Consider the following 7,104-nt stretch of genomic DNA (forward strand, 5'->3'; position numbering starts at 1 on the left):
TCGGCCTTCAGGTGATACGAACCGGATCACAGGACACTAGCCCTGCCGTTCCAGCCATTCCGAAATCACCTGGTTGGTTTCTTCTGGCATTTCCTCCTGGATCCAGTGACCGCAGTCCAGGCCGACCACTTCCACGTTGGGCACGAACTCTGCCAGTCTTTCGAATCTCGGGATCGCGAAGTCCTGGTCGCCGTAGATCATGAGGGCGGGCTGCTTGATGATCGGGTCCGCGTCCGCCAGCTGGTGCCAGTTGCGGTCGAGGTTCCTGTACCAGTTGATGCCGCCCGTGAATCCAAACGTCTCGAACGCGGAGACGTAGACGGCCAGATCACTGTCGCTCATGATGGGCTCACCGAGTGGTGTTTCCGCCTTGGCGAGGTTGATAAATGCCATGCCCGGCTCAGGGGGTGCGGGGGGCACGTTCTTCCGGTAGAGGTTGCGGAGGAACTGGGAGGTGTTGGCATCAAATGCGGCGTCCGCGACGCCCGGCTGCCGGTTGAAGTGGACGAAGTAGAAGTCGCCGCCGAGGAAGGTTTCCATGACCTCGATCCACGGCGTTCCTCCGCGCTCCTGGTAAGGCAGGCTCAGGTTGATCAGCTTGTTCACCCGGTCGGGGTGCAACAGGGTCAGTCCCCAGACGACGAACGCACCCCAGTCATGGCCGACGAAGGTGGCGTCCTCGTAGCCATAGTGGTCCAGGAGCGCGACGAGGTCACCCGTCAGGTGTTCGATGTCGTAGTCCGTCACCTCGGTCGGGCGGGATGAGTTGCCATAACCCCGCTGGTTCGGTGCGATGACGTGGTAGCCAGCCGCTGCGAGGACGGGCATCAGGTGACGCCAGGAGAAGGCGTGCTCCGGCCAGCCGTGGCAGAGCACGATGGGCTTGCCCTTGTTTTCTCGGCCTGCCTCGAAGACTTCGAGCTCCACACCGTTGACCTGGATGAGGGTGGGCTCGGGAAACTCTGCTTGATTGAACACTGCATTTCCTCTCTGGGGGCGTTCGCTGGCGGTCGACCTCCTCGATGAGGCCATGTCGCCATCTTGCTCCCCAAACCGGTCACCCCATGACCGGTTTTTATGAGAGTTTTGTCAGTATGCGATCCGATCGGCTGGTGGCCATACTCCTCTTGCTCCAACGGCGCGAGCAGGTGACAGCCGCAGAGGTCTCCCGAGAGCTGGACGTCTCCGAGCGCACCGCCCGCCGTGACCTCGACGCCCTGGCCATGGCCGGGGTGCCCGTGTACTCCGTACAGGGCCGAGGTGGCGGCTGGCGCCTGGTGGGCGGTGCTCGTACCGACCTGTCCGGGTTGACCGCCAGTGAGGCACGCGCCCTGTTCCTGGCTGTCGGTCCGGCCTCGGATGCGACGCCGGCGATGAAGGCAGCTCTGCGCAAGCTCGTCCATGCTCTACCGAAGCCTTTCCAGGTGCAGGCCGAGGCAGCGGCGGCGTCGCTGGTCGTAGACCCGCAGCGATGGGGGGCGAGCCGGATCGAGCACCGGCCGCCTCGCTTCCTCGACGAACTCCAGGACGCGGTGATCAGCGGCGTCCAGGTGTCGCTCGGCTACGTCGACAGCAAAGGCGTCGAAACCCGGAGAACCGTCCACCCGCTGGGCATCGTCGCCAAAGGTCCTGTGTGGTACCTCGTCTCCAACACCGAGACCGGCCGACGGGTCTTCCGGATCGACCGCGTGTCGTCCGCCGACCCGACCGGCGACCCTGTGCACCGACCCGGGGACTTCGACCTTGCCGAGAGCTGGAATGAGATCGCCAAAGAGGTCGATCGCAAACGAACGCCGCTGGAGGTCCAGGCGGTATGCACACCCGACGGGATAGGCATACTCCGGATGGCGCTCGGCGACCGGCTCGACGTGGGAGGTTCCACGACCGATGGCCGCATCGAGGTCGTGATCCGCGGCCCCAATGAGTCCATCCTCGCCGGCGAGCTCTCCGGGCTGGTCGAATGGGTCGAGGTGACCGGCCCTCCGGAGGTCCGAGACCACCTGGCCTCGATCGGCAACGCCCTCGTCGAACGATACGGCCGGCCGCGCACCAGCGGAGACCTTCACCCGTCTTGAAGCGGACTAGGCAGGGCTTCGAGAACAGTTCCGCTCAATAGGGTGGGTTTATCCGTTCCGGCAGTCGCCTGGTCACGAGTCGGCGGGTCTGCCGGCCTGGCTCGCTGCGGGTGGACCGTCTCGTACCGGGCCAGCATCGCCACGCACTCGGCGCGCTTCCGGGGTCGAGGTCGCGACGGGCGATGCAGGTTGTGGCGGCGGCTGGCGCCTCGTAGGCGGCGCTGTCGATCACGGGCCGTGGGCCATGGGCGGCTAAGGCCAGCCCGAGGGGTTCCTGGAACGGCAGGTCCCGCACTGGACGGCCGAGCTGGAGGGCTACGCGATCGCGCTCGGCCTGTTGCAGCGGGCCCTCAGGTTCCAGGTCGCCGGAACGGCTTGAGCCGCACCCCCTCCAGGCTGTCGGCGATCAGCTGGTCCAACCGCCGCTCCCGAGTCTCGTCCCGCTTGGCACTGATCACATGGTGGATGGCCGACTTGCGGTAGGACGGCGCCTGCCCGCTGAACCACTCCCACGCCCGCGGTTCCGCTTGGAAGCGAGCCAGCTGCGCCGCCTCGAACTCCCAGACCGGCTTCTCCTCGCGGTCCCGGTCACGGGCTTCGAACACCGCGATGCCGGCCGGCCGCATGAGCCCCTGCGCAGTCAGCTCCTCGATCTTGCGGAGGTTGACCTGGCTCCAGTTGCTGCGCGGCCTGCGCGGGGTGAACCGGATCGTCCAGGAGAAGTCGTCGATCGGGCTCTGCCAGCCGTCGATCCAGCCGTAGCACAGGGCCTGGTCGACCGCCTCCGACCAACTCAGGGTGGGCTTGCCCGTTCCCTTCTTCCACATGCCCACCCGGCATTCGGAGGCAGTCGCGTGGTGCTCCTCCAGCCAGTCCCGGAACTCCTCAGGACTTGAGAAGAAGGTTGACTCCATGCGCGGTGCTCCCGTCGGTCGTCTCGTCGGTTCCATTGAACCTGTCGGGTACGACAATCCGAGAGTTTCACCGCGCCGCCCGGGCTCTGCGCCGGGGTGTCATCACCATGACGGGCAGGCAGCCACAGGAGCCGAGCGGGGACGGATCGGCCGCAGGCCCCTCGTTCGAGGGAGCGGGAGAGGCGTGGGCCTCGCCAACGCGAGTGGACAGCTCAGCTCAAAGTGCGCTGACGATATCTTCCTCGTCCTCCGGGATCGGCGCGTTCGGATCGCGAGACGGGCTGTGGATCAACTTAGCTTGACTCTGTCGGGGATCTTGGAGTTACCGAGGTCAGCTGCCCAGGGTTCGCCAGGACCTCGGCCGGGGGATCTCGTGCTGATCGAGGTAGTTCTGGAAGGCGGTCGGCCGGCGGCGCGGGGGTGCTTCCGCGGTCGGTCGCAGGCTGCTGAGGCGCTCGATGTTGACGGCGATGGCGGTCAGGACGTGTTGGAGGTGGGCCTTGTCCTGTCCTCTGTAGCGGCAGCGGCGCATGCCGTGGCCGTGGGCGAACTCGTTGACCGTGCCCTCTACTCCTGAGCGGACCGCGTAGCGGGTCTTCCACTCGGGCGTTTGTTGCTCGGTTCGGACGCGGAGTTGAAGGTCGCGGAGCTCGCGTGGAGGAAACCCGACGTTGCGGGCGCCTTCGCGGGAGGTGGTGCACTGGGCGCGGGCCGGGCAGGGGTGGCACTGGCCCTTGGTGAACCGTGCCACGATCAGCGGGGCCGCGGTGGGTGAGGAGGTCGGGTAGGGGCCGTGCCAGCCCCGACTGACCTGGCCCTGGGGGCAGGTGACCTGTCGGCGGTCGTAGTCGATGTGGAAGTCGTCCCGGCCGAAGCCTTCATTCTGGCGGTGCTGGCGGGTGGGGTTGCCCGGCAGCGGTCCGGTGACGGTGACCTGATGTTGTCGGGCGGCCTGGTCCAGGTGGACCAGGGAGGTGTAGCCGCTGTCGACCAGGTGCTCGGCGGGTAGCAGGCCGCGGCGGTGCAGGCGGGTGTGGATGCCAGGCAGGACCTTGCTGTCATGTGTGGTGGCCGCGGTGGTGGCCACGTCCGTGATCACGTTGGGGCCGTCCGGAGCACACGTCTCCGTCAGGTGAGCGGAGAACCCCTTCCAGCTGATGATGTGTCCGTGACGAGCGTAGCGGGCCGAAATGTCGTAGGGAGAGACGATCGCCCGGGACGAGGGCGGCAGCCCGGGCCCGCCTTCCGCCTCGGCACTCCGCCAGCGCAGGTGTCCTGCGGCGTCGCGGTGGTAGTTCTGCACCATGATCTGGCGCAGGGCCTGGATACGGGGGCTGAACGCGCGGTCTGCTCCGTGCTGGTAGAGGTGTTCCAGGAGCCGGACGGCATCGTTTCCGGTGGCGAGGATCCTGGTCCTGGGCTTGGTGGGGTTCTTGCCCAGGCGGACCGGTCGGCCGTAGCGGCGTCCCCATTGCTCGTCGACCAGCTCGTCCAGAAGGTGAGGGGCGGTGCCGGCGACTTCTTCCAGTACGGCGCGTACCGCTTCGGTGATCAGCTCCAGGCGGGTCAGGTCGCGCACCGCGGCCAGGACATGGGTGGAGTCGGTGCGCTGTGTGGTGCGCTCCCGCACCAGGCCGTACTCCTTGAGGCGGGCCAGCGCGAGGTCGAGGAGGCGGTCAGCGCGGTCGCCTTCGGCCAGACGGTCGCGGAAGCCGGCCAGCACGCTGTGGTGGAAGCCGGGGTCGTCCAGCTCCATCGCCATGGCGTACTTGAAGTCGATGCGGCAGCGGACCGCCTCGGCAGCCTGCCGGTCCGACAGGCCGAGCAGGAACTGCAGCACACAGACGGTGGCCAGTTGAGCGGGCGAGAGACCCGGACGCCCGTCACGTGGGTACCAGTCAGCGAAGTCCTCGTCGCACCACAGCCCATCCAGCCGATCACGCACCCATATCGCGGTCGTACCGTTCGGGTTGCTCGCCCGCGCGACCTGCGCAGTCAGAGGCGGGACTTGCTCACCGGAACGGGGGCGGAGGGACAACGGGCACCTCGACAGCTGCATCGGTCATCGGAACTACACGAGCATGCCCGTTGACCATGCTGCCGCACCCGAAAATCCAAGATCCCCGACAGAGTCAAGCTAAGAGGCCACGCGGATAGGCGCGGTTGGGGACACCAACAGCGGAACGGGCGCAAGTCCCGGTGATCATGGAGTTGCGACGCTCTGTGATTACTGAGGAGACCTGTGCCTGTGCTGCCGTCGTGGCTCACCGAACCGCTCTGGGACCAGTTCGCGGTCCTGCTGCCCGTGCGGCCGGAGTACCATCCGGATCATCCGCTGGGCTGCCACCGTCGGCGCATCAGTGACCGGATCGTCTTCGACAAGCTGCTGCAACTGCTGCGCTTCGGCTGCTCCTACGAGGCGATCGCCGACACGACCTGCTCGGCCACCACGATCCGCAGCCGCCGCGATGAGTGGATACGACTGGGCGTCTTCGCCGAGTTCAAGCAGATCGCGCTGGACGCCTACGACCGCATCGTCGGCCTCGTCCTCGACCGGATCGCCGTGGACGGCTCCATCACCAAGGCTCCCGGAGGCGGCGAGGCGGCCGGGCGTTCCCCGGTTGACCGCGGCAAACAGGGCCTGAAACGCTCCGGCATGACCGACGGTTACGGCATTCCGCTGGGTCGTGTCCTGGCCGGAGCCAACCGACACGACTCCCCGCTGCTCGCCCCGACCCTGGACCTCCTGGAGGGCCTCGGGCCGCTGCCCGACGACGTGACCGTGCACCTGGATGCCGGCTACGACTCCGACAAGACCCGCGCCGTGCTTGCCGGACGCGGCCTGCGCGGCCGGATCGCGCACAAGGGCGAGAAGGCACCCGTCCAGGCCAGCCGCAGGTGGCAGGTGGAGCGCACACATGCCGGGCAGAACGCCTTCCAGCGCCTGGCCCGCTGCTACGAGCGCCGGGCCGTCGTCATCGACGCGTTCTTCGACCTCGCCGACACCGTCATCACCGTCCGCAGCGTGATCCGCCGGGCGTGGATGACCCACCGCTGGGACGGACGACCGCACCGCCGCCCATGACTGCACACCGGCGGTGGCAGGTGATCGTGGTCGCGGTGGGCCGGTGGCTGCGGCTGACCGGCCCCGCCACGGGCCGCCGTATCGGTCCCCTGCTGTCCGGCCGCCCCCGACCGGTCACCACGGTCGCGACAGCCGTGACGGACGGCCGCCCCGTCGCCGTCGTCGGCAGCGGCAGCGGCAGCGGCAGCGGCAGCGGCAGCGACGACGGAACAGTACGCGTATGGGACCTGGCCACCCACCGGCAGTTCACACGTCCACAATGGCCCGCCATAACTCGTTTACAGCTGCATCTTGCACACGGTGATGTGATACGCCTGGGCTCTGGGTGAGCTCGGCGCGACGCCGGACCCTGCAGTACGTCTCCCCTCCTCCTCAGCCGAAGGACTTCCGGAACGTCTCCTTGAAGGCGGCCTGTACAACGGTTTCAACGGTTTCCCACCGCAGGCTGCGCTCCTCGGCCTGGCCCGCTAGCTCTTCCTTCACTTCATCCCAATGCCACTCATACCAAAAGTCGACATTATTTGCGACTGATTCCCAGCCTCCCGATTCCCGGTACGCAAAGTCGCCAGCCCGCCCTTCCGCCTCCTCGCGTGCCTCGCTGACCAGTTCTGCTATGGCCGCCGACGCGGCGTTCGACTCGCTCATTCTGTGCTCTCTTCCATGGCTCCACGCTGGTTCTGTAGGTCGCAGGTCGGATACTTCACGCACGCCAAGATCCGCCCCGCGGTCCAATGAGGCGGAAGTTAGCAGGTCACAGGCTCCAGGGCATCAGTGAAACTACGTAGAAGCTTGCTGAAAACCCCGGCTACAGGGCCGGCACTGGCCTTCCCCGCACCCGTAGGACCGGCCCGGGGCGGTTCGTTCTGGTCCTGCTCGTGGCCCTGCGTGCGATTCGACGGCGCCGGGGTCGGTATGCGCCCCGGGGCGGTTCCACACGGGGGTCTGTACAGCGAACGGTGGGACTCGGTTGATTGTTTCTACCGGCGTCCGGCGGTGAGTCGGCCGTCGAAGGTGATGTCGAAGGCGTTGA

General features: G+C 67.1%; 7 protein-coding genes. 3 read left to right on the top strand and 4 right to left on the bottom strand.

Annotation, left to right across the window (positions count from 1 at the left end; genetic code table 11):
• Positions 1–36: 36 nt before the first annotated feature.
• Complete coding sequence (locus ABZ622_RS28105; protein ID WP_360547780.1) at positions 37–978, bottom strand: alpha/beta hydrolase; 942 nt, start codon at positions 976–978, stop codon at positions 37–39.
• A 116-nt stretch (positions 979–1,094) separates the two neighbouring features.
• Between ABZ622_RS28105 and ABZ622_RS28110 the strand changes: the two genes are divergently transcribed.
• The gene (locus ABZ622_RS28110; protein WP_360547782.1) at positions 1,095–2,075 is read left to right on the top strand and encodes a WYL domain-containing protein; all 981 of its coding nucleotides are present in this window, start codon (positions 1,095–1,097) and stop codon (positions 2,073–2,075) included.
• 350 nt (positions 2,076–2,425) lie between these two features.
• Here the strand turns inward: ABZ622_RS28110 and ABZ622_RS28115 are convergent, their stop codons facing one another.
• Positions 2,426–2,989: a YdeI/OmpD-associated family protein gene (locus ABZ622_RS28115; protein WP_360547784.1), complete on the bottom strand. Its 564-nt coding sequence runs from the start codon at positions 2,987–2,989 to the stop codon at positions 2,426–2,428.
• Positions 2,990–3,320: 331 nt separating this feature from the next.
• A complete protein-coding gene (locus tag ABZ622_RS28120) occupies positions 3,321–5,048 on the bottom strand; it encodes an IS1182 family transposase (protein ID WP_360547786.1) in 1,728 nt (575 codons plus the stop codon).
• Positions 5,049–5,231: 183 nt separating this feature from the next.
• On the opposite strand from ABZ622_RS28120, the gene ABZ622_RS28125 reads away from it, so the two are divergent.
• Together ABZ622_RS28125 and ABZ622_RS28130 are read left to right on the top strand one after the other, a co-directional pair.
• Positions 5,232–6,074, top strand: coding sequence for an IS5 family transposase (locus ABZ622_RS28125; protein ID WP_360547788.1), 843 nt, complete (start codon positions 5,232–5,234; stop codon positions 6,072–6,074).
• A complete protein-coding gene (locus tag ABZ622_RS28130; RefSeq protein ID WP_360547790.1) occupies positions 6,071–6,403 on the top strand; it encodes a hypothetical protein in 333 nt (110 codons plus the stop codon). Before ABZ622_RS28125 ends, ABZ622_RS28130 begins: the two co-directional genes overlap by 4 nt.
• A gap of 43 nt (positions 6,404–6,446) precedes the next feature.
• Here the strand turns inward: ABZ622_RS28130 and ABZ622_RS28135 are convergent, their stop codons facing one another.
• On the bottom strand, positions 6,447–6,719 hold the full coding sequence (locus tag ABZ622_RS28135) for a hypothetical protein (protein WP_360547792.1): 273 nt from the start codon (positions 6,717–6,719) through the stop codon (positions 6,447–6,449).
• Positions 6,720–7,104 lie beyond the last annotated feature (385 nt).

This window comes from Streptomyces sp. NPDC007164 (genome assembly GCF_040634135.1).
Classification (GTDB): Bacteria; Actinomycetota; Actinomycetes; order Streptomycetales; family Streptomycetaceae; genus Streptomyces; species Streptomyces sanglieri.

What these genes read in the sequence shown, in the direction of transcription:
- ABZ622_RS28110 (WP_360547782.1), top strand. Translation starts at nt 1,095, where the DNA reads ATGCGATCCGATCGGCTGGTGGCCATACTCCTCTTGCTCCAACGGCGC.
- ABZ622_RS28115 (WP_360547784.1), bottom strand. Translation starts at nt 2,989, where the DNA reads ATGGAGTCAACCTTCTTCTCAAGTCCTGAGGAGTTCCGGGACTGGCTG.
- ABZ622_RS28120 (WP_360547786.1), bottom strand. Translation starts at nt 5,048, where the DNA reads ATGCAGCTGTCGAGGTGCCCGTTGTCCCTCCGCCCCCGTTCCGGTGAG.
- ABZ622_RS28130 (WP_360547790.1), top strand. Translation starts at nt 6,071, where the DNA reads ATGACTGCACACCGGCGGTGGCAGGTGATCGTGGTCGCGGTGGGCCGG.
- ABZ622_RS28135 (WP_360547792.1), bottom strand. Translation starts at nt 6,719, where the DNA reads ATGAGCGAGTCGAACGCCGCGTCGGCGGCCATAGCAGAACTGGTCAGC.